We start from the raw sequence: 23,381 nt of genomic DNA, 5'->3' as shown, positions 1-23,381 counted from the left end.
CTCGTATTTTTGGCAACAAAATCAGAAAAAAAATAATTTGTCATAGAATCTTGGCATTTATCGGGATAGTGTATGAGCAACGTAAAAAACTCCTATCGGTGAGATAAGAGTTTTGAAAGATCCTTTTGATAGAAAAATGTTTCTTTTAATTTTAAGTTATACTTTTCCGGGTTAAATATTTGTTCTGTGCTGCCTACAAATAACACTCCGCTTTCTGTAAGCGTGTTACTGAATTTATGATAAATGCTTTCTTTTGCTTGATCAGTAAAGTAAATTAAGACATTACGACAAATGACTAAATCTACATTATTTGGATATTTGTCTGCAAGTAAATTATGCTTTTTGAACGACACTTTTTTCTTTATCGTTTGATCAAGGTAAAATAAATCATTTTGTTCAGTAAAATAGTTAGACAAAAATGCCTCGGGCAGGTCTTTCAGAGCAGCTTTTTGATAGATAGCTTGCTTTGCCTTATCTAAAACTGTCTCATCAATGTCTGTAGCTAATATTTGGTACGTTGCATTAGGATAGTGAGTCGCAAGTAACATTGCGATACTATACGGTTCTTCCCCAGTCGAGCAAGCGGCACTCCAGATAGTAAAAGACTGCTTATTAACTAAGCTAGGTAGTATTTTTTCTTGAAGCACTTCCCAGCGTTTTGGATTTCGATAAAACTCAGAAACATTTATCGTCATACGATCAAGGAATTGCCTCATCAAATCTTGATTTCTACACAATGCTTCATAATATTCGGCAAAAGAAGCATACCCATATTTATTTCGTAATGAAGTTAACCTTCGTTTCATCTGGGACTCTTTATATAATTCTAAATCAATATCTAGCTTTCTTTTTATATTTTCTTTAAAAAGATGATAATCTTTTTCCATCCGTTCCGCCTCTTTCACATCATCCAAATAATCTTCAAACATACATAAAATGAAAACCCCCGTTTAAACGGAGGCGTTCTTTCCCATTAATAGATCCATGCTGTATCTTGTTTCGTATAACTCGACAATTCATCATTGTTAAAAAATAGTCCAAGCTCTCTGTTTGCGCTTTCAGGAGAATCAGAGCCATGGATTACATTTTTACCAACAGTCATCCCGTAATCTCCGCGAATTGTTCCCGGCAAAGCCTCTGACGGATTCGTTTTCCCCATCATTTCACGAGCGATTGCAATAACATTCTCACCTTCCCATGCCATTGCAAAAACAGGACCAGATGTAATAAATTCCACTAATTCACCGAAAAAAGGCCGTTCTTTATGCTCTGCATAGTGCTGTTCTGCGAGATCTGGCGTTATTGTCATTAGTTTTGCCCCTACAAGCTGAAAACCTTTTGACTCAAAACGCTTAACTATTTCACCGATTAAATTACGTTGTACACCGTCTGGTTTTACCATTAAAAATGTTTGTTCCATGTTTCAACACACCTCATCATTATGTATTTTATCTAACCGATAAAATTCTATCAAAATTATGTAAAAATTACAACGGGGCAAGACAGTTATGAACGCCTTTTTCCGATATACTTACCAATTTCTAATAAGGTGTTTTTAGAACGACTATTTGGGATTTCATTTAACTTCTGCAAGGCTTTATTGAGATAACGTTCACTTATTGCATAGGAATCCTCGATTGCACTTGTATTTTTAATATCCTGAACAATCACTTTCACTTCTGCTTCCGAGACGGTTTGATCTGTATGAAATAAGTTCTTGATTTTGTTACGAAGTGATTCATCTTTCATTGCCATGAAAACAGGAAGTGTTAAATTACCTTGTAATAAGTCATTTCCAGCAGGTTTGCCAAGTTCTTTTTCAGAACTAGTAAAATCAAGAATATCATCGATGATTTGATAAGACATGCCAATATTATATCCGTACTGATAAAGCCGATGCGCATCCTTTTCATTTACACCAGAAGCAATTGCTCCTAATTTACAGCTGGTAGCAATTAATAGCGCCGTTTTACGCTTAATTCGCCGTAAATAAGTTCGTAAATCCTGATTCCAATCAAACTTATCCTTGATTTGCTCTATCTCACCTTTACATACTTCTACAATTGTTTTTGAGAGTAGGTGATGGATCTTAGGATCACGAAGAAGTGTAATTTCTTCAAGCGCTCGAGCTAAAATATAATCGCCGGTGTACATGGCAACCCGATTCCCATACAATTGCCTAACTGTAGGCATTCCCCGTCGGATTTCCGCATCATCAATTACATCATCATGTACCAGGGTTGCAGTATGAATCAATTCTAATGTTACTGCTACGATTTTTAACCTCTCTAGATCATACGTACCTATCTGTCCAGATAACAAGACAAAAACCGGACGGATTCGTTTACCACCGGCTTTAAGTAGTTCAGTTGATGCTTCACGTAAGACAGGATGATCTGCCTGTATCATTTGATTAATACTTGATTCTATTTCTTCTAAATCTTTTCTTAAATATCCATAAGCTTTAGCTAATTTCATGTATGTCACCTTTTTAACTTATTAAACATGCCTCTTACCTTTGACACCCATATGCATGGCAGCTACTCCGCCTGTATAACTTTTGATTTGGACGTTAGAAAAACCAGCTTCCAAAAACATTTGCTTCAACCTTTTTTTATCAGGAAAATTCTTAGCTGATTCATTTAACCAGGCATACTCTTTATAGCTTTTGGCAAATAATTTTCCAATTAATGGCATAATATGCTCAAAATAAAAATAATAGAATTGCCGATATATTGGTAATGTTGGCTGCGATGTTTCGAGACAAACAACTTTACCTCCCGGTTTTAATACCCGATACATTTCCTTAATAACCGTCATATAATCTTGAACGTTACGCAAACCAAAACCGATCGTTACATAATCAAAGGTTCCTTCTTCAAAAGGAAGTTCCATTGCATTTCCTTGTATAAATCTTACTTGCTTTATACCTTCTTGTTGCCTCTTTTGCTCTGCTACCGAAAGCATATTGTTACTAAAGTCAAGTCCAATTACGTCTCCAGATTTACCGGTTTGTTCTGCAATGGACAGAGTCCAATCACCAGTGCCGCAACATACATCCAATGCGTTTGAACCGGTTTGGACATTCATCTGTTTCATTACATCTTTTCGCCATGCTTTATGACGTTTAAAAGAGATAATAGAATTCATAGAGTCATATTTAGAATAGACTTTTTCAAACACATGATGAACACGCTCTTCTTTCGATTGTTCTGACATTGTCTTACCCTTCTTCCACATTAGATGTATTTATTGGCAACTGATGATGAATATATTGAATAAGGCCCGTATTATCTTTGTTAACCTTGTTTAAATCTTCTTTTAAATGATTTATCGCTTTATTCAAAAGCGTATTTAACTGACTTATCTTAACCACAGTTGCTGACTCATTTCCAAATCCGTTAATCGAAATAAGGGGATAACCTGTTTCTGTCAATCGCTGCCGTTCTACGTTTAATTTTGTTACAAATAACCACTGTTCTGCAACTTTGCCAAGTATCGTAACATGCAGGTAGGAAGCCACATGAATAATTAATAAAGCATCTATTCTCTGGAATAGTTGCAAATAATCTTCAAAAGAGGATACTTCATTATAATAAAGCTTCATTTTCTGTTCATTGATCTCTTTTATCGCAGTTGCTAATTGGTGAATAAAATCAAAATCATCAATTTCCGATAATAAAAAATAGTAAAGACCACTATAGTAATCACCAGCAAGGACATGAAGCTGTTTATTTAATTTTATTTCCTTATTCTCATTTTCATCTGTATTGCTAGGAACATAATCATGTGTATCTAGGGCAATCTGCACGAGCATTGTAGTTACGATATACCTTTCTTTTTTATAATCAGGTAATTTCGTATTAGCAATTATTTCTACTAATAACCGCAGTTTGTCCTCATTGATGACGGGCTTATTGATATATCTTTCTAAAAATGAATGTTGTATTTTATCTTCTATGTGTTGTTTAAGGTATCTAATGTCCATACCTGAAGTATTCAAAGAAATCACCTGAGCCCTTTCATCCAATCTAATCATGCTTTAGCTATTATAGCATAATTTATGTAGCTTCGTTAATCAAGCATTCTGGATAAAAGCAGAAATTATAATTCCTGTTTCTAACTACACTTCATCATTCTCTATTTCCCCATGACTCGTTTGGATCAACGCTTTCCCTCGAACTTTAACTGCGGAAGTGTGTTCCGTAAATTGTGCAATCATTATTTCGCCCTTATCAAGCTTTTCAGAATGATGGAATCTCGTATCATTACCTCTAGTAAGACCAATAACATTAACACCATCTTCTAATGCCTTAATAACAAAAAAGTCTGATGGAATAGTTGCTTTGTCCATTTAACCCCTCCTCAATCGATATCTACATAAATAATGAATTATCTCCAAACCAATGTCAATTTTTCGCACAAAACTAAAAAAGAGGATACGCTAGTTGCGTATCCTCCCGGCCCTATGTAAAATATATTATTTTACGCTGTCTTTTAGGGCTTTTCCTGGTTTAAATGCAGGAACTTTGCTTGCTGGAATTTCGATCTCTTCTCCTGTTTGAGGATTACGACCTTTACGAGCTGAACGCTCACGTACTTCAAAGTTACCGAATCCGATTAACTGTACTTTTTCACCTTTTTGTAGTGAATCCATGACAGAATCGAAAACTGCATCAACTGCTTTCGTTGCGTCTTTTTTTGAAAGTTCACTTTTCTCAGCTACAGCATTCACTAAATCTGTTTTGTTCATGACATTCACCTCCTCCCATTAATCATCAATCGACATTGGAACAAATAATGAAACTATCATCATTTGTTCACCATTTTGCCAGTTTTTATACTTCATGTCACGTAATTCATTTAGTGACAAGGCTTATATTAACCGAGTTTGCAGCAAAATTCAACAGTTAGCACCCAAATTTTACTTATTTCTTTATGAATTGCTTTGATTTTAAAGTAAAATTTACATATTTAACCAAATATTAGAGGCGCAACCTGAAGTCAATGCCAGCAATACTTTTCGGCTTTATTAAAGATATACGACACCTTATAAAAATATCCTGCCGTTATATCAATTTTTTTTTGGGAGAATGGTATTTTCATAACTTTTTTATTGGTAAAGAATTAAGGATCGGGGCGACCGTTACATAAACGCCGACTAAATTCGGCTTGTACTAGGATCAGCGTTACCACACAAAGCGCAATGGCGAACTTCATTGATCATGACTTCCGCGGGAGATAATAAAAGAATGTTCGGATATTCAAGATCGACTAGTCTTTCTTTATCGCACGGGAGTTAAGGAAGCCTCACTAGACGCTGATGAACTTAAACCGGAAGCAGTTAAGCTACATTGCTTGATTCGCAATCCAGCATTGATTGAAAGGTTTTATGCTTCTAGAAAATAAAAAAGCAGCTTATAATCAGCTGCTATAAAATAATTGCTATGAGACCACCAGATCCTTCATTAATGATCCGCTCCAGCGTATCTTTTAATTTATATCTTGCATTTTCAGGCATTAATGCAATTTTAGCTTGAATTCCTTCCCTAACAATCGAACTTAATGATCGTCCAAATATATCGGATTCCCAAATGGACAATGGATCCTCTTCGAAGTCTTGCATCAAGTATCTAACAAGCTCTTCACTTTGCTTCTCTGTTCCAATAATTGGTGAGAATTCAGATTCCACTTCTACTTTAACCATATGGATAGAAGGGGCTACAGCCTTTAATCTTACGCCAAACCTTGATCCTTGCCTAATGATCTCAGGTTCGTCTAGAATCATATCCTCCAATGCAGGTGCAGCGATTCCATAACCTGTCTGCTTGACCATTTGAAGAGCTCCAGACACTTGATCATATTCACGTTTTGCATGCGCAAAATCTTGCATGAGTTGCAATAAATGATCCTTGCCTCTAATTTCCTCTCCTACAATTTCCTTTAAAACTTCATCGTATAGGTGATCTGGTGCGTGTAAATCGATTTCTGCGACCCCTTCACCCATCTCCATTCCAGCAAGCTTGGCTTGGTCAATATATTCAAACTCTGAAAAGTCTCCTACAATTTGATCAACATCTCTTAATCGTTTGATATTTTTTACTGTGTCTTGAATAGCTTCTTGATAATTTTTTCGTAACCAATGATTTTCATTTAATACCATTACCCAACTAGGAAGATTAACATTTACCTCTAATACTGGAAATTCATATAATGCTTCTCTAAGCACATTATTAACATCATGTTCTGTCATGGACTCAATACTCATGGAAAGCACTGGAATATCGTATTTCTCAGAAAGATCTTGACGTAATAACTCGGTTTCTTGGCTACTGGGTCTTTCAGAATTGACAACCATGATAAACGGTTTTCCGACTTCTTTCAGTTCATCCACCACTCTAGCTTCTGCATCTATATAGTCATCTCTTCCAATCTCGCCAAAAGAACCATCTGAGGTAACTACAACACCGATAGTGGAATGTTCTTGTATTACCTTTCTTGTACCGATTTCAGCTGCATCATGAAAAGGGATTGGCTCTTCATACCAAGGTGTATGAATCATTCGTGGACCATTTTCATCCTCAAACCCTTTTGCCCCTTCAACTGCGTATCCTACACAATCGACTAACCGTATATTGACATCGAGACCCTCATCTACATTGACAGTAACTGCTTGATTAGGTACAAATTTAGGCTCCGTTGTCATAATGGTCTTACCTGCAGCGCTTTGCGGTAATTCATCATGTGCTCGTGCTCGATCACTTTCTTCTTCGATATTCGGTAACACAACCAACTCCATAAATTTTTTTATGAAAGTTGATTTTCCGGTACGGACTGCTCCAACAATACCAAGATAAATATCTCCATTCGTCCGTTTCGAAATATCTTTAAAAATATCAACTCTTTCCAAAAGATCCCCTCCCGATCTCCGTTCTTTTTTCATTACGAACAAACTACGAATAATTGACATTACAAGTCTATGATGTTGTCCTATCAAAATATGCCTTAAATATGTGTAAAAGATTTAAAAAAGATAATTTTGATGACAATTTACAATGGTAGTTTGACAAAAGGATTACTAGTTCCTTCAAATTCCATCTCTAAACCGTATAGGCTACGGTAACGATGGATATAGCTGTTGATATGTTCGTAAAAGAAAAAGCAAATAAACCCTTGAAACAATATATGTTACAAGGGTTTTAATATGATATATTTTTATTTATTTTCAGGATTAAATACTGGTTCACCATCTTTTATCGTATAAGGAAACGAATAAACCGGAACAAATGGTGTATGATCTGTTAGTATATATCGAATATCATCTCCGGGCTGATAATGATGCTCATAGTCAGACAGCGCATTATTTAAATCAATTCGATAGTCAACATAGAGATTTCCATCAACATCCATAACAATAGGAAGTGACTGATTAGAATATGGACTATTTACTGTAGGAGCACTTTTCATTCCTAACTTTTCATAATCGATCGTATATATTCCTTGATTAATTTCTTCTCCAAATGGAGGATATATATGATCATTTCGATACATGTCTAGTTTTACATTGACGCTTCGAATCGCTTCACTTGTTTGTAAATCGATTAATTTAACTTGCGGGTTTTCCTCTGGATTGATTAAGGTATATTGATATACACCGCCATTTTCGTAAGCATTACCTGGAATTTCTGTTAAAACATTCGCTTCTTTTAACTTCGAAAAATCGATTAAGTATTTTTGAAAAATAGGGGTGTCACTTGGTTTCGTCCGAATTGGCACCAATCCTTGATTTTTTTCTTTATATTGGTCTACTGCAGATTGAACCGTTTCCAATTGATCCTGATTTGGTACTTGATTTTTCGATAATTCATCTTGAGGGTATAGGCAACCACTTAATACCATTGTACATACAAACGCTAACATTATATTTAAATATGTATACTTCAAAAGATAGCCTCCTTAACTTAACCTGTTGGGCCACTAAACACAATATAAAAAATAATTAAACCACCAGAAATTAATGATAGATAAGCTAAAATGGACACGATTCCCGCAAACCAACCATTAAGTTTATACCTAGCTAATAAAATCAACCCCATGGCTATTAGTAATAATAACATCCCCGCAAAAGAAATATACATTTTTAACATGGATAGTGACATTCTCTTCACTCCTGTATGACAAACTTTTCATTGCATCATGTATTATAACATAAAGGCTTGTGCTCTCGTCTAAAAATGAATTAATTCGAAATAGTTTGTATCAAGGGGCAGATTGCAAATAAAAATCCGAGATGAAGGGGGCTTACTCCATCTCGGTTTGACTAAATAATTATCCACAGCAACTCTATCCATGAATGCTTGTGCGATTTATTTTATGCGAGTATACGGTTGATTGTATCCTCACTTGCCCAAGTACGCTTATTTTTTAAATATTTTATTCAACGAATTCATATCCATTGGCATATCGTTTTTGACAATTGACTCAACAATTTTGTCTTCTTTTTCTTTAGATATTGGTTTATTAGCCAATTTACTTAAATGACGTACAAGTTTTCTTACTGTTTTTTCATCAGAAAAATCAGCATGCTTTACTGAGTCTGCAACTTTATAAACGTCATCTGCATTGATGTTTGATTTTTGTTGTATTTTGTCAAAAAGACCTTTTTGAAAATTATTCACGTACTCGCCTCCCTGCTAAGTTAACTCATCACATTATATGCAGGAAGAGGTGCACGTGTTATCAGGAATACCTCTCCATTAATAATTTAGCTAAATCATCCATCTCTTCTCGTTTTGTCCGATTCATGAGCTGTTCAACAATATCTTTTGGATCTTTATCTTCAAATAAAACTTGATAAATCCCAGTAGTAATTGGCATTTCAACTTGTTGTTCTTTGGCAAACTGGTATGCAGCTTTTACTGTTCTAACTCCTTCAACGACCATTCCCATTTCTGTAAGCACATCATCTAATTTATGCCCTTTACCTAGTAAATTGCCTGCTCGCCAATTTCTACTATGTACACTTGTACAGGTTACAATTAGGTCACCAACACCAGGTAAGCCTAAGAAGCTTAGTGGATTTGCACCGAGGGACGTGCCCAATCTTGCGATCTCTGCCAAACCTCTAGTGATTAATGCTGCTTTGGCATTATCTCCATAGCCGAGACCATCAGAAATACCTGCACCTAAAGCAATAATGTTCTTCAAGGCCCCACCTAGCTCGATGCCTAATATATCTGGGCTAGTATATACGCGAAAAGCTTCATTAATAAATAAATCTTGAGCTATTTTAGCATTTTCAAGATTGATCGAAGACACAGTAACAGTTGTTGGTTGACGCAATGCGACTTCCTCAGCATGACTAGGTCCAGACAGAACAACGATATCTTCTTCTTGATAGCCTTCTAGTTCCTCACCAATCATTTGAGAAACTCGCTTTAACGATAGTGGTTCAATTCCTTTTGTAGCATGAATAATTGTGACATTGTCGTCTTGGGTTACTTCATTAAGTTGTTGACATACCTCACGTATTGCTTTTGTAGGTACCACAATTACAACTGCTGACACATTGGATAAAGCATCTTTCAAGTTACTATAAGCATCTATTTGTGACGGGATTTCGACATCCAAATATTTTTCATTTCTTCTCGTTTCATTTATTTGTTGTGCCTGTTCTTGTCTATGTGTCCACAACCGTACATCATGTCCATTATCTGCTAATACAATACTTAATGCAGTTCCCCAACTACCTGCTCCTAATACTGCTATTTTAGACATGTCTTCTCCTCCTTTATTGTCGCTTTCTTGCAAACAATTTTATTGGTGTACCAACAAAACCAAATGCTTCTCTTATTTTATTTTCTAAAAAGCGTTGATAAGAAAAGTGCATGAGTTCTGGATCGTTTACAAACACCACAAAGCTTGGTGGTTTGACAGCTACTTGTGTACAATAGAGAACCTTTAACCGTTTTCCTTTCAATGTAGGAGTTGGATTCATTGCAATAGCATCCATAATGACATCATTTAATACATTCGTTGGAATTCGCTTCGCATGATTCTCACTAGCTAATTGAATAGCGGGGATCAATGTGTGCAACCTTTTTTTGGTTTTTGCAGACAAAAATACAATTGGAGCATAGTCTAAATATTGAAAATGTGCTCTAATGTTCTTTTCAAAATCTTTCATGCTTTTTTCATTCGCATCTATTGTGTCCCACTTGTTAACTACAATTACGATTGCTCGTCCCGCGTCATGTGCGTATCCAGCTATCTTCTTATCTTGTTCTCTTATTCCTGTTTCCGCATCAATTAAAACCAAAACAACATCGGAGCGTTCGACTGCTTTTAGTGCTCGTAGAACACTATATTTTTCTGTCGCTTCATAAACTTTTCCACGTTTACGCATTCCCGCAGTATCAATGATAACATAATCCTGATTATCCTTATGAAGCTTTGTATCAATGGCATCACGAGTTGTGCCTTCTATTTCACTTACGATCACACGTTCTTCATTTAGCATTGCATTTACTAATGAAGATTTGCCGACATTCGGTCGCCCAATTAAACTAAAATAGATGGTATCGTCGTCCTCATTATTCAATTCTTGTTTGGGAAAATAATCAACGACAGCATCTAACAAGTCACCTAGACCAAGTCCATGTGATCCAGAAATAGGGTATGGTTCACCGAAACCTAATGAATAATATTCGTAAATCGTTTCCCGCATTTCCGGATTATCCATTTTATTAACACCTAATACAACTGGCTTATTTGATTTGTATAGCAATTTAGCTACTTCTTCATCCGCTCCAGTTATTCCTTCCCGACCATTTACCAGGAAAATAATGACATCGGCTTCATCAATGGCAATTTCTGCCTGATAACGCATTTGCACTAAAAGCGGTTCGTCTCCTAACTCAATTCCACCAGTATCAATCACATTAAAATTTGTTGTTAACCATTCTGCTTGTGCATAGATACGATCTCTGGTTACGCCCGGAATATCTTCAACGATCGAGATCCGTTCGCCAACTAATCTATTAAAAATAGTTGATTTTCCTACATTTGGTCTACCTACAATTGCTACAACAGATTTCCTCATGAAAGGAACATCCTTTCTCTTTACATTCAATTTAAAAGTAAATATGTTTAAAACAGCTTATTCAGTGGTTCAAACAAACAATTACCGATTATTTGAACAACCTCTATAATAGCAAAACTAGTTCATATTCACAATTAAATTTGCAAGACGAGTTAATGTTTCACAATGATAAATAATTCATCACTAAGCTCATGTGCTATACCATCCGTAATTGCTTCAAGGTTTGCGGAGATTTCCTCTGCTTGTTGTCTATTTTCGCAAATAAAAATGGGAGCACCGCCATCGATGTTTGCCTTATTGGTGGTTATGACTGCAAGTATTGCCTTTTCAATTTTCATTTAGTACTGCCCCCTTTTATTTGTAAACCCTGATTCTGAAGGCATACGGATGGCATTTTCTAAGACAGGAACTGCGCCAATCACCTTTTTTGCTTTTGTTACCTCTCGAATCTGTGGTAAGATAAAAATTCCAATTCGGCCATCATCTAGGTCGCGTTTAATTAACGGAGTTAGGGCTGGTGTACCAGAATCTCTAAATACTCCTAGTGTAACGGATACATCATGTAGAACTGCTTGACGTTGACCAAGATTAGCAATTGTTGTAATTACATTCATATTTTTAGGCGTTAGAACAAACCCCATACCATATTTTAATATTTCTTCTTGTCGTTCAGGTAACCCAATATTCATGATGTATATATTATCTACATATAATCCTGCACCTTCAAAATGAAGATCATGATGATCAATTTCAACTATATCTTTCATTGTTTTCCCACTCATTAAAACTTTAGAAATCATGAAACATACAACTGCTGCAAGTATTGCTAAATAAATATTGAAAACGATAAATACGAGTGTACCAATAAAGGAAGTAAATATAACTAAATAGTTCCTACTTTCAAAGGAAATGGCAATACCTTCTATATATGTTTTTCCTCGAGGCACTAATTCAAAACCATCTACTTCTGTTAACGTATTACGTTCCATATTTCGAACTTCTCTAAATTGTGTTGCGGCAACAGTTAAAAAAGTTACAGCGGTAAATTCTAATTCCATAATTGCAGGAATAGCTACAGAACCTAGAGATGCAGCGATAAAACCTAAAGAAACATGTATTACTTTACCATGTAAATATGTAGGGTATTGTCTATAATCTGTTCGTAACATTAAAATACGTACGACTGTCCCGATAATAACTCCAAATAAAATTGGTAACGTATATTCATTCATGCTGTCACCTCAATGCATGCTTTTTTTATAATATATCCATTTGTTCCTCCCTCTTTGTAGTATGTCTAGAATTAAGATTATTACTATAACAAAAAGTAGAATATCAAAGAATTGTAAATCTCCAATTATTTCTGGAAATCCATAACTTGACATCGTAAGGCTGTACATTAGCTCACCGAATGTCAGTCCCGTCAAACAAATAGCAAATCGTTCTTTCGTGTATTTCGTACATAATACGATTAAGAGAATGATTGCAAAAGAAATAAGAATTACGCGAGGCATAATTATCCATACAGGCGCATTTTTTTCCCATAGGAGGATTCCTGCATAGCCAATAGAAAGGGTGAATGAAGCAAATAAAAGGTAAGCTAAATGCTGCAACTGTATCATCCATAAAACAGCCGTAATAACTAAACCCAAATAGGATAGTGAAACGGTATAGATCTGAAAAGAGAGGATAACATTAGCCGAAATGATAATAATTAATATAGCGAAGGAGAGATAACTTCTCATTTGATTTTTTTTCATCATAAATACGATTATAATCCAAAGCATCCAACTGAACCAATAGAATAATAATCCACTGCTCATCACTACCACCCATTAGCATTATAGCTGGTTCATAAACTTCTTATACAAAAAAGCATCCCATCTTATCTATGGGATGCTTTCGTATCTTTATTTATATTTATTTAGTTTATCTCCAATAAAGTCTCCTAATTGGAATCCAGATTGTTCTTCATCTTTTTCATACTGTTTATATTCTTTCGTTTCTTGTTCCTGTTCTAATTCCCGAATGCTTAATGAAATGCGCTCGTCATTTTCATCTACATCCAGTACTTTTACTTTAACTGATTGACCAACTTCTAGAATTTCTTGTGGTGTTCCGATATGTCTAGTAGCAATTTGAGAAATATGAACAAGACCTTCTACTCCAGGTTCTATTTCTACAAAGGCGCCAAAGTTCACAAGGCGTTTTACTGTACCTTCAACTACGTCACCGCTTGTGATTCGTTCTTCAATGCCGGACCAAGGGCCCGGAATCACATTTTTCCTAGAAAGGGATATACGTTCGTTGTCTTGATCAACGGATAGCACTTCCACTTTTATTTGGTCACCTTCTTTGACAATTTCAGAAGCATGATCAACATGTTCATGTGCTAATTGAGAAATATGAACAAGCCCATCTACACCTCCAATATCCACAAATACACCGAAGTCAGTTATCCGCTGTACTTTTCCTTCAATTACTTGTCCTGCTTCAAGAGATTGTAATAATGTCTTTTTCTTTTCTACTAGCTCTTCTTCTTCCACAGCACGGTGAGAAAGAATAACTCGATTTTGTTCACGAACTAAATCTACAATTTTAACCGAGAGTGTTTTTCCTTTGTAATCAGTAAAGTCTTCTACGTAGTAAGTTTCTACTAATGATGCTGGAATAAACCCCCTCAAGCCAACATCAACTACTAACCCACCATTAACTATTTCCTTTACTTCTGTTTCAAACACTTCTCCTTTATCGTATTTTTCTTGAAGTGCTTCCCAAGCTGCATCTGCATCAACTGCTTTTTTAGACAGAATAACATCATCTTCATCTATTTTCTTAATTTTTACCGTTAATGTCTCCCCTTCACTTACAGCATCACCTGCTGTTTCAATATGAAGGTTAGAAATTTCACCTATTGGTAGAATACCTTCTGTTTTATAACCAATATCTACAAGAACCTGTTTATCGTCTACTTTAACCACGGTTCCAGTTAGTGTATCGCCTACATTCACATTGGTTAGTTCTTTTTTTGCTTCACTCATATCGATAGCCCTCCTAAATACAATTCGAAACCCCAAATAACTTTCTCTCTATTGTTACTTAAGATTCTTTCATTAACCCTAATACTAACAGAATAATAATAAAAAATATTCCTTTTTTATAACTTCTAATAATTATAAATATTTGTCAAGTAAAGTAGTTTCATTTATTGAAATCAATTAATTTTTTAATTTCGCTCATAATAACATCTGCTGTTTCTTTAGCAGTTGCTTTTGATGTTCTTAATTCTTCCATAGGAATCGGTTGACCGTATACTACTTTCAATTGTTTAAGCGGTTGGTATGTTCCTATGATTGCGCAAGGTACGATAACCGCATCTGATCTTAGTGCAAAAAAACCAGCTCCAGAAAGGGGTTCTCCTAACTCTCCTGTTTTACTTCTCGTCCCTTCTGGAAATAGACCGAGGGTATGCCCATCTTTTAACGTAGCTAAGCCTTTTCTTAAAGCATTACGGTCACTCATGCCTCGCTTAACTGGAAAAGCTTGAATATTGGATAATAACCATCCAATAAATGGTTTTTCAAATAACTCATCTTTTGCCATAAAAGAGATATCTCTGGGAGAGGTAATCCCAACCACAGGAGGATCCAAATTTGAAATATGATTAGAACAAATAATAACTGGTCCCTTATTCGGTACATTTTCTTTTCCAATTACTTTTATACGATATAAAGGATAGAAAATCAATGCAACCACAGATTTAGCGATTTTATAAAGATTCATTAGCTATCCCCTTTAGCGTTCCGTTTTATTCTTTTTGATTTTTGCTGCTTCATTAAATATTCGTTGAGCTACTTCCTGAATCGATAACGAAGTTGTATCAATTTCTATCGCATCACTCGCTTTTACTAGAGGGGATGCTTCTCGCTTAGAATCAATTTTATCTCTTTGTTCTATTTCCCGTTTTAATTCATTTAAATCAGATGAAATACCATTATTTATGTTTTCCTCATACCTTCGTTTCGCTCTTTCATCGACCGAAGCAATTAAAAATATCTTTACTTCTGCATTTGGTAATACATGGGTACCAATGTCTCTACCATCCATCACTACATCTCGTTTGTTTGCCAAGTTCTGTTGGCGTTTTACCATCTCTTTTCGGATAGCTGGATGTTGGGCAACAAAAGAAACATTGTTGGTAACTTCGATGGAACGAATAGCAGCCGTTACATCTTGATTATCCAATAAAACAAGCTGCCCTTTATCGCTTTGTTGTAACTCGATTATCGTATTAGATAATAACTCTACTAACGCATTTTCATCATTTACATTAATGGAATTATTGATTGCTTTTAATGTTAGGGCACGATACATGGCTCCAGTATCTATATAAACACACGAGAGTTTCTCTGCTACTATCTTGGCAACAGTACTTTTCCCTGCAGCCGCTGGCCCATCAATTGCAATTGTTACAGTATAGTTTTTCATGAATAATTTCCATTCCTCTCAATACGTAAAGTTCAGTTTGGCCATTGAAAAAACTTGGCATAGCCAAGTTTTGATAAAATAAACCTATAATAAATAATAACATATTCTATAAAAAATGGTCTATTCCAACAAAACGCCCGTTGACTTTATTTTATGATAATTCCTTTTTACGTGCTTCCCTCTGCTTTTCAAAGCAATAACGAATAATCATTTGCTGATCTTGCTTAGCAATGTTTAGAAATTTCATAGCAGCAGTAGGGTTTTTATGTTTCTTTTCTTCAAGAATAACAACCTCAGCAATTGCTTTCAGATAGGCAAACCCATGATTCTTTAAAGGTAATGATAAAAAGATTTCTACGTTATTCTCTTTTAAATCCACGTCTTTCGGAATAATCACAGAGATACCGCCTCCACTTATATTCCGTGTAACCGTAGTAAAGGGCTGAAGACGATCATCCAGAGGATGAACAGCCACGTCAATAGCAGTATCCACTCGAACAAATTCCCTGCGCTGTATACGCTGTAAATCAGATGGTAATTCAATTGCTAGTGCAGGAACATTTAATTTCACTTTCGCAACCAGTTTTGAAAGAAAGCTATATATGTTTTCGTTCTCATCTACGTAGGTTATTAAAAACGATGTCCCTTTAGGGAAGAAAGAAGTTTTATGTGTCTTTATATCTATGGGATAATCGATAAATAAAAATGTTTCATTTTGTTCGATAACTCTACTGCGGAACTTTTCTGTATAAAATTCACCGGATTTCCGAAGCTCTATATTAAGTAATGTCCCTATTTTCATCTATTTGTCTCCCCCTATATGGTTTTTAATATCAACTAAAAGTAATTCAATATACCTATTATTACAGAAAAATTCGAAAAAAGGAAGACAGATGTATGTCTTCCTTTTTCAGCATTAAATTATTATCGTTATTATCCACTTAAAGCACTTGTCTCGATAAAGCCACACATGGGTGACTTTATCGAGCAATATAAAGAAGTGACTCTCTCCTGTTATGTTGCACTTGCATAATTAATTTCCGAACCGCTTAATTTTTCAACACGTTCTTCTCTACCATCTTTTGCATTTATAAATATGCGATATGTTTCATTCCCCAATGTTCCAAGGAACTCATAGGTAAGGACTTCTTCACCTAAGTCATTGTCAATAACAGCAAGAAACTGTTCTTGAATCTCAACATTAGGATTCACCATTTTTTTTGCCTCTTCTTCACTTATTTCTGGCTCTGGTGCCTCTCTTTCGCTATGGTTCATAAAGTAATCATTTGCCGTTAACCCTAATACGTCGCCATTATCTAATGCAACTTTTACTTCCATTGCATCTGAGTAGTATCGTACCCCATCTTTCGAATACAAGAACGAATATGCGCCAATATTATCAAACTGATTACTTTGAAATACCGTCATATTTTCAAAATTGAATTGCTCCAAATATTTTTTTGCTTTTTCCATACCAGCATTTAAACTAATTTGTTTCTTTCCCACCGGACGGTCTACCAATAACGTAATTGGGTGCCCTCCTTTTTGTGAAAGATCCATATAGGCACTTTTCTTATCGTTACGGTAAGAAATACTATATAAAGGTACGTCTGCACCTTTACCACTTGTGCTAATATTCAGCTTGTCTCTATTCTTGACATTGAATAACTTCTGCGCTTTTGCCAGGGCTTCATCTTCACTAATTTTTTCCCCATTTAGGTACTTATACTCATGCTCTTTTACTGTTGTATTCGATATAGAAGAATCGCCATTCCCTTCAGAGAAACCTTCTACCGTTTTTTCGATCGTTTTTAATCCATCAATGATTGTATTATCTAATTGTTCATCTTCATTTGCCATTGCTAGTTGTACATCCATCCAACGTAGATTATTATCTAGCGCAACATGCTGAACTTGTCTTAATTCGTCTTTGATATCACCGGATTGTTTGTACAAATTCTCTAACGATTTGGTTTCTTCATCAGATAACGGCTCAGATTCTAAATTTCTCACTGCAGTTCGATAGGTGAAATCACCAATTTCAGAAAGAAATTCCTCGGTTTTATTAAATGGTAATAGACCTAAGGGTAATTGACTTACATCTGATAACGCTTCTGAAGTAATACGCCAAATCTCAACCAATTGTGGAGATAAGCGTTGTTCCGAATTCATAGCTAAAGCAGACCCAATTTTGTCATTTAATAAATCAACATGATACGTAAGCTCATGGAAAGCACGTTGATACGTATTTTCCGCTTGGATCAGTACTGCGTTTTTTTCTTGATGTTCCTGATAACCCCAAAATGCTGTACCTGCAATTCCAATAGATAAAACAGCTATAAGTATCCAGCGAATCATTATTTTCACACCTTTCTATTTACAAAATATGTGTTTCCCTATCTTTTTAATTTGCGGTCTAGACCAAATCCAAGCAGAAGTTGCAGTATCGGGGTTGAAATAATACTGTGCATTTCCCGAAGGATCCCAACCATTTATCGCATCTAATACTGCTTCTTTTGCAGTTTCATTTGGTGTTAACCAGATTTGCCCATCGGCAACAGCTGTAAATGCACGAGGCTCAAAGATAACTCCGGATACCGTATTTGGAAATGTTGAACTTTCTACACGATTAAGAATAACTGCAGCTACTGCTACTTGCCCTACATACGGTTCCCCACGAGCTTCACCGTAAACAGCATTTGCCATTAATTGGATATCATTTTGTGAGTAACCTTGAGGGACATTAACTGCGGTATTGCTCTCCGTATTTCCAGTATTATTACCACCAGATTGGTTCGTACCACCTGTACCCTCTGTACCACCATAATGAGTAAAATCTTTGCCTTGATTAATTTGATTTTTAACATATTGTTCGTTATATTCAGTGGCTTGTGTTAACTTTTGCTTTGTAGTTGCACCAGCTAGACCATCGATTTCCAAACCAAATTCATATTGAAAATTACGTAAAGCCCAATAGGTGCCCCATCCAAATACACCATCTATTTTCCCATTATAAAATCCTATATATTGGAGTCTCGCTTGAAGCTCAATTACATCATCACCGACAGCACCTTGTTGTATTACTTGGGAACTAAATGCATGAACCGTTTTTGGTGGTTGAGCAATATGAAACCCAATAAATAAAAAACTCATAATTAAAAGTGAAACCGGTAGTTTTTTATTGGTCATACGTTTTCCTCCTGCCATACATGTATTATGATACCTATTTTTTGATTAAATCTTGTTTTTATTCATAAATAGATATAGAAGGATTTAGCTATAATTGGAAAATCATATTATCTTAAAAGCTTTTACGTAATAAAAAACCCCTGTACAACAGTACAAGGGTTTTTTATCCTTCTTTTTTTGTCTTAGCCATAATCAAATGGTACGTTGATTCATTGGCTATTTTAACTCTACGCAACCCGATAATCCATAACCCAATCATAAACGGTATGAGTATAATAGCCCAATAACTTGATACCTGTATGAGTATATAATTATAGATTCCGTGTAAAACATAAGGGAAGAAAAACGCATAACAAACATTCTTTCTCCGGTTATCAGGGTTCATTTTTGCTTTACCAAAATAATAGCCCATTATTACTCCGAATAGAGCATGAGAAGATACTGGAAATAAAGCTCGCGTGAATGCATAACTAATTCCATTTGTAAATAGATACAATATATTTTCAAGTGTAGCAAATCCTAAGCTAATTGCTACCGCGTAAACAATTCCATCGTAATGAGCATCAAATTCTGAATGATGATATATGGTATACATGAAAATAAACCACTTAAAGAACTCTTCTAAGAAACCTACAATTAAAAAAGATTCCAAGAAATTATTCGTAATGATTTCTTCAGACTGTATCACATATTGGATAAACATAATAGGAAAAACAAGCAACATTCCAAGAACGAATGTCCTAATTATTAATGGTAATGGCTCTGAAAAGCGATCCTTTAAATAGAAAAATGACATTAAAGCTAAAGCTGGTGCTATACCAGCAGAGAAAATAGCAAACATGGCCTTTAACCTCTTTCACATCCAATACCATTATCGTACCATTAAGTACTACCTTCTGAAAATAGCAAATCAAGCAGATTTTAATTAACTTACGTGCTATTATCTGTCTGGATTAAACAGACGCTCCATATTCATGTGCTTACTGGCTATTCCAACCATTAGTCTAATTCTTGCTTTTTTACTGTCATAATCTCTACCTAAAATAACCCCAGCTTTTTTTAAGTCAAATGTACTGCCTTCATAATCATAGGTTGTATATACTTCACCTTCAACAGCAGAGGTTGTAATCACAACGTATATTCCTTTTTGAATGCAATGCGCTATTTCGGCCATCATATTCGGTGTAACCTGACCTCTTCCTACTCCCTCTAAAATAATTCCATCAACACCGGCTTCCCTCGATGCTTTAAGAAATCTATCGTTTGCTCCCATATAACATTTAATGATATCGATCGTAGGCAATGCAGTTGAAATAGATATAGGATAGAATTCATTCTCTAAAGGTTTTTGAAACATATGTACGGTTTCATTGTCAATAATACCTAGATATCCAAAGCCAAACGAATTAAATCCTTGAATATTTGAGGCATGTTCTTTCTTTACATATCTTGAATGAAAGATTCGCTCATTAAATACTACCACTACTCCAACATCATTCAAGTCTTCACTACAAGAAGTTAAAATAGCATGCTTTATATTAATAAAAGCATCTGTGCCAACTTCACCAGGTGAGCGTTGTGATCCAGTAAATACAATTGGTTTTTTATGATTTGTAATCAAATTAATGAAATATGAAGATTCTTCCAATGTATCTGTTCCCTGAGTGACCACTACTCCTGATACATCATCTTTAGCTAATTGATAATCAATTCTATTCTTTAACTCCAATAGATCTTCAAAGAGAATATGCATACTAGCCTTTTGGAATAATGATTCCACTTCAACATCAATGTAACCTGGTATGTCACATAACTCCACAATTTCTTCTCCACTGATGACACCTGATTCTAAAAGGCCACTGTCAGCTCTTTTTCTACTTGCGATGGTGCCTCCAGTAGCAATCAAAACGACTTTTTTTTTCTCCATTAGAAATACCTACTTTTTAACTAAAATTTTTTGTTCCATTCTATGCAGAAACATATACAACAATAGCATATTTGTTTTGACAGAATTCGTCAATGTGATAGAGAAAGTCTAGAAGAAACAGGACGATAAAAAAAAAGGATGATAGCAAACACTACCATCCTTTTTTTCTTATCGAATTCGCAATGGCTTCCCCATGAAACCTTCCATTTTCAATAAATATTTTATTATTATTGTATCCTGCAGCTACAACGCCCGCAATATATATACCAGGAACATTTGTTTCATAAGTTACCTCATTAAAATATGGCTGGCCTGATGCTTCATCAATTTTAACGCCCATAAAAGATAGTAAGGATAAGTCAGGGTGATATCCTGTCATGGCAAACACATAGTCGTTATGAAGTGATTGTTTCTGATTGTTTTGCTGATAAATTACCTTATTATCTGTTATTTCGAAAACGGTCGCATCAAACAGCATTTTAATCTTTTCTTTACGAACAAGAGAATCAAATTCAGGAAGAATCCACGGTTTGATGCTTTTCGAATATTCACTCCCACGATAAATTACTGTAACGTTTGCTCCTGCTTTGTGAAGCTCAAGTGCAGCATCTACCGCTGAATTCTTGCCGCCAATAACGACAACATCTTTTCGGAAATAAGGATGCCCTTCTTTAAAATAATGCATCACTTTTTCCAATGTTTCGCCGGGGATATTCATCATATTAGGTTGACCATAATATCCTGTAGCAATAATCACCTGTGCAGCCGTATAGGTTTGTTTATTTGTAGTAACATAAAATTGTTTTTCATCTTTCTGAACACCTGTGACTTCTTCAAAAGTATGAATACGTAACTGTTTTCGTTCTGCCACCGAACGATAGTAAGCAAGTGCCTGATTACGAACTGGTTTATGTTTTTCCGTAATAAATGCTACATCCCCAATCTCCAATTTTTCGCTAGAGCTAAAAAATGTTTGGTGTGTTGGAAAATTATAAATGGCATTAACAATATTTTCTTTTTCAATAAGCAAAGGGTTATATCCATTTTTTTGAAGTTCGATTGCGCAAGACATTCCACAAGGTCCTGCACCAACCACGATTATTTTTTCTGCTTGCATGCTTCATCACACTTCCTTATCTAAAAACTCGCTGCTTTTTAGTCGCCATAACCAAAAAAACTCTTATCTTACTACACAGGATAAGAGTTTTTTCGTCATAATTCGCGCTTCGTACATTTCTAATTATACCCAACCACGGAATCTCGAAGCTTCAGCCATCTTTCTAACTCCAATCATATAAGCAGCTAATCGCATATCTACCCGTCTGTTCTCAGCGGTGTTGTAAATGGAATTAAACGATTTTATCATAATTTCATGAAGCTTTGTATCAATTTCTTCTTCCGTCCAGTAGTAGCCTTGATTATTTTGTACCCATTCAAAGTAGGAAACGGTTACTCCACCAGCAGAAGCTAGAACATCGGGTACTAATAAAACTCCTCGCTCGCTCAGAATTCGAGTAGCTTCCATTGTTGTTGGACCATTAGCCGCTTCTACAACGATGCTTGCTTTTATCTTATCAGCATTTTTCTCCGTGATCTGATTTTCAACTGCTGCCGGCACTAATATATCACAATCTAACTCTAATAGTTCTTGATTGGAAAGAGTGTTGTTAAATAGCTTTGTAACGGTACCAAAGCTATCTCGTCGATCTAATAAGTAGTCGATATCAAGGCCTTCTGGATCATGGAGAGCACCATACGCATCAGAAATACCTACAACTTTTGCACCAGCGTCATGCAAAAATTTAGCCAAGAAACTACCAGCATTACCAAAGCCTTGAACAACGATTCTTGCCCCTTTTACATCAATACCTTTTTTCTTGGCAGCTTCGTTTATACAAATTGTAACCCCTTTTGCAGTTGCAGATTCCCTACCATGTGAACCCCCAAGCACAATTGGTTTACCTGTAATAAATCCTGGATTATTAAATTCATCAATACGACTGTACTCATCCATCATCCATGCCATAATTTGTGAGTTAGTGAATACATCTGGTGCAGGAATATCTTTGGTTGGACCTACAATTTGACTAATTGCTCGTACATATCCTCTACTCAATCCTTCTAACTCGCGAAATGACATTTCTCTAGGATCACAAATGATTCCACCTTTTCCACCACCATAAGGTAAATCAACAATACCAGCTTTTAAGCTCATCCATATAGAGAGTGCTTTTACTTCCGTTTCCGTAACATCCGGATGAAACCTTACGCCACCCTTTGTAGGTCCTACAGCATCATTATGCTGCGCACGATATCCAGTAAAAACCTTTATAGAACCATCATCCATTCGAACTGGGATCCTTACTGTCATCATTCTTATCGGGTCTTTTAATAATTCAAAAACTTCATCAGGGTAACCCAATTTCTCCAATGCAGTTTTTACAACAGTTCGTGTTGAGCTCAATACATCCATTTTTTTGTTCGTTTCTTTGGTAGAGTCTGCTGCGTTATCGGCTACCATGAATTTACCTCCTAGAATATCTCTAAAATATTTATTAATAGCTTTACTCAGAGATTAGTATACACCTTCACTGTAAATATGCAATAAAATAACTACATTTTTTATAACTTCATGAGACAAAAATGTATATTTACTATGCTGAAGAAAATCACCTC

At 35.5% G+C, this 23,381-nt stretch carries 27 protein-coding genes; all 27 read right to left on the bottom strand.

Annotation, left to right across the window (positions count from 1 at the left end; all coding sequences use genetic code 11):
• Positions 1-92 precede the first annotated feature (92 nt).
• A complete protein-coding gene (locus tag BN990_RS10100; protein WP_031335525.1) occupies positions 93-887 on the bottom strand; it encodes a CheR family methyltransferase in 795 nt (264 codons plus the stop codon).
• 86 nt (positions 888-973) lie between these two features.
• A complete protein-coding gene (ndk, locus tag BN990_RS10095; RefSeq protein WP_021291263.1) occupies positions 974-1,420 on the bottom strand; it encodes a nucleoside-diphosphate kinase in 447 nt (148 codons plus the stop codon).
• 86 nt (positions 1,421-1,506) lie between these two features.
• Positions 1,507-2,478, bottom strand: a complete 972-nt coding sequence (hepT, locus tag BN990_RS10090) for a heptaprenyl diphosphate synthase component II (RefSeq protein WP_038243933.1) — start codon at positions 2,476-2,478, stop codon at positions 1,507-1,509.
• Positions 2,479-2,499: 21 nt separating this feature from the next.
• A complete protein-coding gene (gene menG, locus BN990_RS10085) occupies positions 2,500-3,219 on the bottom strand; it encodes a demethylmenaquinone methyltransferase (protein WP_038243930.1) in 720 nt (239 codons plus the stop codon).
• Positions 3,220-3,223: 4 nt separating this feature from the next.
• Positions 3,224-3,988, bottom strand: coding sequence for a heptaprenyl diphosphate synthase component 1 (locus tag BN990_RS10080; protein WP_038245150.1), 765 nt, complete (start codon positions 3,986-3,988; stop codon positions 3,224-3,226).
• Between the two features lie 135 nt (positions 3,989-4,123).
• A complete protein-coding gene (gene mtrB, locus BN990_RS10075) occupies positions 4,124-4,354 on the bottom strand; it encodes a trp RNA-binding attenuation protein MtrB (RefSeq protein ID WP_021291259.1) in 231 nt (76 codons plus the stop codon).
• A 126-nt stretch (positions 4,355-4,480) separates the two neighbouring features.
• A complete protein-coding gene (locus BN990_RS10070) occupies positions 4,481-4,753 on the bottom strand; it encodes an HU family DNA-binding protein (RefSeq protein ID WP_021291258.1) in 273 nt (90 codons plus the stop codon).
• A gap of 678 nt (positions 4,754-5,431) precedes the next feature.
• Entirely contained in the window at positions 5,432-6,910 is a 1,479-nt protein-coding gene (spoIVA, locus tag BN990_RS10065) for a stage IV sporulation protein A (protein ID WP_021291257.1), read from the bottom strand.
• 305 nt (positions 6,911-7,215) lie between these two features.
• A complete protein-coding gene (locus BN990_RS10060; RefSeq protein ID WP_021291256.1) occupies positions 7,216-7,944 on the bottom strand; it encodes a hypothetical protein in 729 nt (242 codons plus the stop codon).
• Positions 7,945-7,961: 17 nt separating this feature from the next.
• Positions 7,962-8,159: a DUF2768 domain-containing protein gene (locus BN990_RS10055; protein WP_021291255.1), complete on the bottom strand. Its 198-nt coding sequence runs from the start codon at positions 8,157-8,159 to the stop codon at positions 7,962-7,964.
• A 258-nt stretch (positions 8,160-8,417) separates the two neighbouring features.
• Complete coding sequence (locus BN990_RS10050) at positions 8,418-8,678, bottom strand: stage VI sporulation protein F (protein ID WP_038243917.1); 261 nt, start codon at positions 8,676-8,678, stop codon at positions 8,418-8,420.
• Between the two features lie 61 nt (positions 8,679-8,739).
• Positions 8,740-9,777, bottom strand: coding sequence for an NAD(P)H-dependent glycerol-3-phosphate dehydrogenase (locus BN990_RS10045; RefSeq protein WP_038243914.1), 1,038 nt, complete (start codon positions 9,775-9,777; stop codon positions 8,740-8,742).
• Positions 9,778-9,790: 13 nt separating this feature from the next.
• Positions 9,791-11,101 (bottom strand): ribosome biogenesis GTPase Der, encoded by a 1,311-nt coding sequence (gene der / locus BN990_RS10040; RefSeq protein WP_021291252.1) that lies wholly within the window; start codon positions 11,099-11,101, stop codon positions 9,791-9,793.
• 152 nt (positions 11,102-11,253) lie between these two features.
• The gene (locus BN990_RS10035) at positions 11,254-11,439 is read right to left on the bottom strand and encodes a capping complex subunit for YIEGIA (protein ID WP_021291251.1); all 186 of its coding nucleotides are present in this window, start codon (positions 11,437-11,439) and stop codon (positions 11,254-11,256) included.
• Positions 11,440-12,333, bottom strand: a complete 894-nt coding sequence (locus BN990_RS10030; protein ID WP_021291250.1) for a YIEGIA family protein — start codon at positions 12,331-12,333, stop codon at positions 11,440-11,442.
• A gap of 9 nt (positions 12,334-12,342) precedes the next feature.
• Positions 12,343-12,861 carry a YphA family membrane protein gene (locus tag BN990_RS10025; RefSeq protein ID WP_420340854.1) on the bottom strand — a complete coding sequence of 173 codons (519 nt, stop codon included), beginning with the start codon at positions 12,859-12,861 and terminating at the stop codon, positions 12,343-12,345.
• Complete coding sequence (locus BN990_RS22575; RefSeq protein ID WP_158295235.1) at positions 12,797-12,943, bottom strand: hypothetical protein; 147 nt, start codon at positions 12,941-12,943, stop codon at positions 12,797-12,799. The genes BN990_RS10025 and BN990_RS22575 overlap by 65 nt, the downstream gene beginning before the upstream one ends.
• Positions 12,944-13,011: 68 nt before the next feature.
• Positions 13,012-14,142 carry a 30S ribosomal protein S1 gene (rpsA, locus tag BN990_RS10020; protein ID WP_021291248.1) on the bottom strand — a complete coding sequence of 377 codons (1,131 nt, stop codon included), beginning with the start codon at positions 14,140-14,142 and terminating at the stop codon, positions 13,012-13,014.
• A 160-nt stretch (positions 14,143-14,302) separates the two neighbouring features.
• A complete protein-coding gene (locus BN990_RS10015) occupies positions 14,303-14,884 on the bottom strand; it encodes a lysophospholipid acyltransferase family protein (RefSeq protein WP_021291247.1) in 582 nt (193 codons plus the stop codon).
• Between the two features lie 12 nt (positions 14,885-14,896).
• A complete protein-coding gene (gene cmk / locus BN990_RS10010) occupies positions 14,897-15,589 on the bottom strand; it encodes a (d)CMP kinase (RefSeq protein WP_038243907.1) in 693 nt (230 codons plus the stop codon).
• Between the two features lie 151 nt (positions 15,590-15,740).
• Positions 15,741-16,391: a flagellar brake protein gene (locus tag BN990_RS10005; protein ID WP_021291245.1), complete on the bottom strand. Its 651-nt coding sequence runs from the start codon at positions 16,389-16,391 to the stop codon at positions 15,741-15,743.
• Between the two features lie 212 nt (positions 16,392-16,603).
• Positions 16,604-17,947 (bottom strand): germination protein YpeB, encoded by a 1,344-nt coding sequence (gene ypeB, locus BN990_RS10000; RefSeq protein ID WP_021291244.1) that lies wholly within the window; start codon positions 17,945-17,947, stop codon positions 16,604-16,606.
• Between the two features lie 15 nt (positions 17,948-17,962).
• Positions 17,963-18,778 carry a spore cortex-lytic enzyme gene (gene sleB, locus BN990_RS09995; RefSeq protein ID WP_021291243.1) on the bottom strand — a complete coding sequence of 272 codons (816 nt, stop codon included), beginning with the start codon at positions 18,776-18,778 and terminating at the stop codon, positions 17,963-17,965.
• A gap of 163 nt (positions 18,779-18,941) precedes the next feature.
• On the bottom strand, positions 18,942-19,619 hold the full coding sequence (prsW, locus tag BN990_RS09990) for a glutamic-type intramembrane protease PrsW (RefSeq protein WP_021291242.1): 678 nt from the start codon (positions 19,617-19,619) through the stop codon (positions 18,942-18,944).
• Between the two features lie 99 nt (positions 19,620-19,718).
• Positions 19,719-20,705, bottom strand: coding sequence for an asparaginase (locus BN990_RS09985; protein WP_021291241.1), 987 nt, complete (start codon positions 20,703-20,705; stop codon positions 19,719-19,721).
• Between the two features lie 151 nt (positions 20,706-20,856).
• Positions 20,857-21,822, bottom strand: a complete 966-nt coding sequence (locus BN990_RS09980) for a YpdA family putative bacillithiol disulfide reductase (protein WP_038243904.1) — start codon at positions 21,820-21,822, stop codon at positions 20,857-20,859.
• Between the two features lie 123 nt (positions 21,823-21,945).
• Positions 21,946-23,178, bottom strand: coding sequence for a Glu/Leu/Phe/Val family dehydrogenase (locus BN990_RS09975; RefSeq protein WP_369759893.1), 1,233 nt, complete (start codon positions 23,176-23,178; stop codon positions 21,946-21,948).
• Between the last annotated feature and the right edge of the window lie 203 nt (positions 23,179-23,381).

Source organism: Virgibacillus salexigens, from assembly GCF_000723585.1.
Classification (GTDB): Bacteria; Bacillota; Bacilli; order Bacillales; family Amphibacillaceae; genus Virgibacillus; species Virgibacillus salexigens.
The sequence above is the reverse complement of the archived record's forward strand: the minus strand, read 5'-3'. Positions and strand labels throughout refer to the sequence as shown.

Bases quoted from the DNA above. Each gene is read 5' to 3' on its own strand.
- mtrB (WP_021291259.1), bottom strand. From the start codon at position 4,354: ATGGACAAAGCAACTATTCCATCAGACTTTTTTGTTATTAAGGCATTA.
- BN990_RS10005 (WP_021291245.1), bottom strand. From the start codon at position 16,391: ATGAAAATAGGGACATTACTTAATATAGAGCTTCGGAAATCCGGTGAA.
- prsW (WP_021291242.1), bottom strand. From the start codon at position 19,619: ATGTTTGCTATTTTCTCTGCTGGTATAGCACCAGCTTTAGCTTTAATG.
- BN990_RS22575 (WP_158295235.1), bottom strand. From the start codon at position 12,943: ATGCTAATGGGTGGTAGTGATGAGCAGTGGATTATTATTCTATTGGTT.
- BN990_RS10080 (WP_038245150.1), bottom strand. From the start codon at position 3,988: ATGGACATTAGATACCTTAAACAACACATAGAAGATAAAATACAACAT.
- BN990_RS10025 (WP_420340854.1), bottom strand. From the start codon at position 12,861: ATGAAAAAAAATCAAATGAGAAGTTATCTCTCCTTCGCTATATTAATT.
- BN990_RS10100 (WP_031335525.1), bottom strand. From the start codon at position 887: ATGGAAAAAGATTATCATCTTTTTAAAGAAAATATAAAAAGAAAGCTA.
- BN990_RS09975 (WP_369759893.1), bottom strand. From the start codon at position 23,178: ATGGATGTATTGAGCTCAACACGAACTGTTGTAAAAACTGCATTGGAG.
- der (WP_021291252.1), bottom strand. From the start codon at position 11,101: ATGAGGAAATCTGTTGTAGCAATTGTAGGTAGACCAAATGTAGGAAAA.
- BN990_RS10030 (WP_021291250.1), bottom strand. From the start codon at position 12,333: ATGAATGAATATACGTTACCAATTTTATTTGGAGTTATTATCGGGACA.
- ypeB (WP_021291244.1), bottom strand. From the start codon at position 17,947: ATGATTCGCTGGATACTTATAGCTGTTTTATCTATTGGAATTGCAGGT.
- ndk (WP_021291263.1), bottom strand. From the start codon at position 1,420: ATGGAACAAACATTTTTAATGGTAAAACCAGACGGTGTACAACGTAAT.
- BN990_RS10055 (WP_021291255.1), bottom strand. From the start codon at position 8,159: ATGTCACTATCCATGTTAAAAATGTATATTTCTTTTGCGGGGATGTTA.
- menG (WP_038243930.1), bottom strand. From the start codon at position 3,219: ATGTCAGAACAATCGAAAGAAGAGCGTGTTCATCATGTGTTTGAAAAA.
- rpsA (WP_021291248.1), bottom strand. From the start codon at position 14,142: ATGAGTGAAGCAAAAAAAGAACTAACCAATGTGAATGTAGGCGATACA.
- hepT (WP_038243933.1), bottom strand. From the start codon at position 2,478: ATGAAATTAGCTAAAGCTTATGGATATTTAAGAAAAGATTTAGAAGAA.
- BN990_RS10015 (WP_021291247.1), bottom strand. From the start codon at position 14,884: ATGAATCTTTATAAAATCGCTAAATCTGTGGTTGCATTGATTTTCTAT.
- sleB (WP_021291243.1), bottom strand. From the start codon at position 18,778: ATGACCAATAAAAAACTACCGGTTTCACTTTTAATTATGAGTTTTTTA.
- BN990_RS10045 (WP_038243914.1), bottom strand. From the start codon at position 9,777: ATGTCTAAAATAGCAGTATTAGGAGCAGGTAGTTGGGGAACTGCATTA.
- cmk (WP_038243907.1), bottom strand. From the start codon at position 15,589: ATGAAAAACTATACTGTAACAATTGCAATTGATGGGCCAGCGGCTGCA.
- BN990_RS09985 (WP_021291241.1), bottom strand. From the start codon at position 20,705: ATGGAGAAAAAAAAAGTCGTTTTGATTGCTACTGGAGGCACCATCGCA.
- BN990_RS09980 (WP_038243904.1), bottom strand. From the start codon at position 21,822: ATGCAAGCAGAAAAAATAATCGTGGTTGGTGCAGGACCTTGTGGAATG.
- BN990_RS10070 (WP_021291258.1), bottom strand. From the start codon at position 4,753: ATGAACAAAACAGATTTAGTGAATGCTGTAGCTGAGAAAAGTGAACTT.
- BN990_RS10035 (WP_021291251.1), bottom strand. From the start codon at position 11,439: ATGAAAATTGAAAAGGCAATACTTGCAGTCATAACCACCAATAAGGCA.